Annotated in this window: 1 protein-coding gene; it reads left to right on the top strand. The window is 48.0% G+C overall.

The window, feature by feature from the left end:
* A partial coding sequence (locus R7M72_RS26240; RefSeq protein ID WP_318056611.1) for an HAD-IC family P-type ATPase occupies nt 1–985 on the top strand: 985 nt, incomplete at its 5' end.
* Nucleotides 986–1007: the final 22 nt, after the last annotated feature.

Genomic DNA, 1007 nt, shown 5'->3' with positions numbered 1-1007 from the left:
ACGCCGTGGTGCATGGATCAAAGGTGGGGCAGCGCTTGAGTTGCTTGGCAAAGTGGAGTCGGTCGCGTTTGATAAAACAGGCACGTTGACACAAGGTAAACCGCAAGTAACAGACGTGGTGACTTATGATGTAACAGAAGAAACACTACTGAGTTTAACGGCTTCTATCGAGATGGGGTCAAGTCATCCTTTAGCGGTTTCATTAGTGAAGCGGGCCGAAGAACAAGGCGTTTCGATTCCTGAGGCAAGTGATAAAACTGCTCAAGTTGGCTCTGGTGTAACAGGTTTGGTGAACGGTAAATTAGTGCAAGTTATTGCGCCATCAAAAGCGGACTTCCCTGTTTCTTCGAAAGTTGAACAACGTGTTATTGAACTGGAAGAACAAGGCAAAACCGTGGTGATCGTTCGTTACGATTACGAGGTTATTGGCGTGATCGCGTGGCAAGATACTCTTCGTCAAGATGCTCAACAGGCAATCGCGACGTTGAAAATGTTGGGCGTGAGTTCTGTGATGTTGACGGGGGACAACCCACGCAGTGCAGAAGCGATAGCCCATCAAATTGGTTTGGATTACAAAGCGAGCTTGTTGCCTGCCGATAAAGTTCGTTATGTGGAACAACTTTCTACTGAGCACACGGTTGCGATGGTTGGTGATGGTATTAACGACGCACCTGCGATGAAAGCGTCTAGCATTGGTATCGCGATGGGCGGAGGTACTGACGTCGCATTAGAAACTGCTGATGCGGCACTAACGCACAACCGCTTGGTTGAATTGCCAGCAATGATTGAATTATCACGTGCGACGCTCAATAACATTCGTCAAAACGTGGCATTGGCGCTTGGCTTAAAAGGCGTGTTCTTAGTCACCAGTTTATTGGGTATCACTGGGCTTTGGGTTGCGGTCTTGGCAGACAGTGGGGCGACTGCGTTAGTGACACTCAATGCGCTACGACTTCTGCGTTTTGAATCTAAACAAGTGCAATAACGCTATTCTCAAAGTTGCTCTA

The organism is Vibrio sp. YT-18 (assembly GCF_033337345.1).
GTDB lineage: Bacteria > Pseudomonadota > Gammaproteobacteria > Enterobacterales > Vibrionaceae > Vibrio > Vibrio alginolyticus.
Note: the sequence above shows the minus strand (reverse complement) of the source record. Positions and strands in the feature narration are given on the sequence as shown.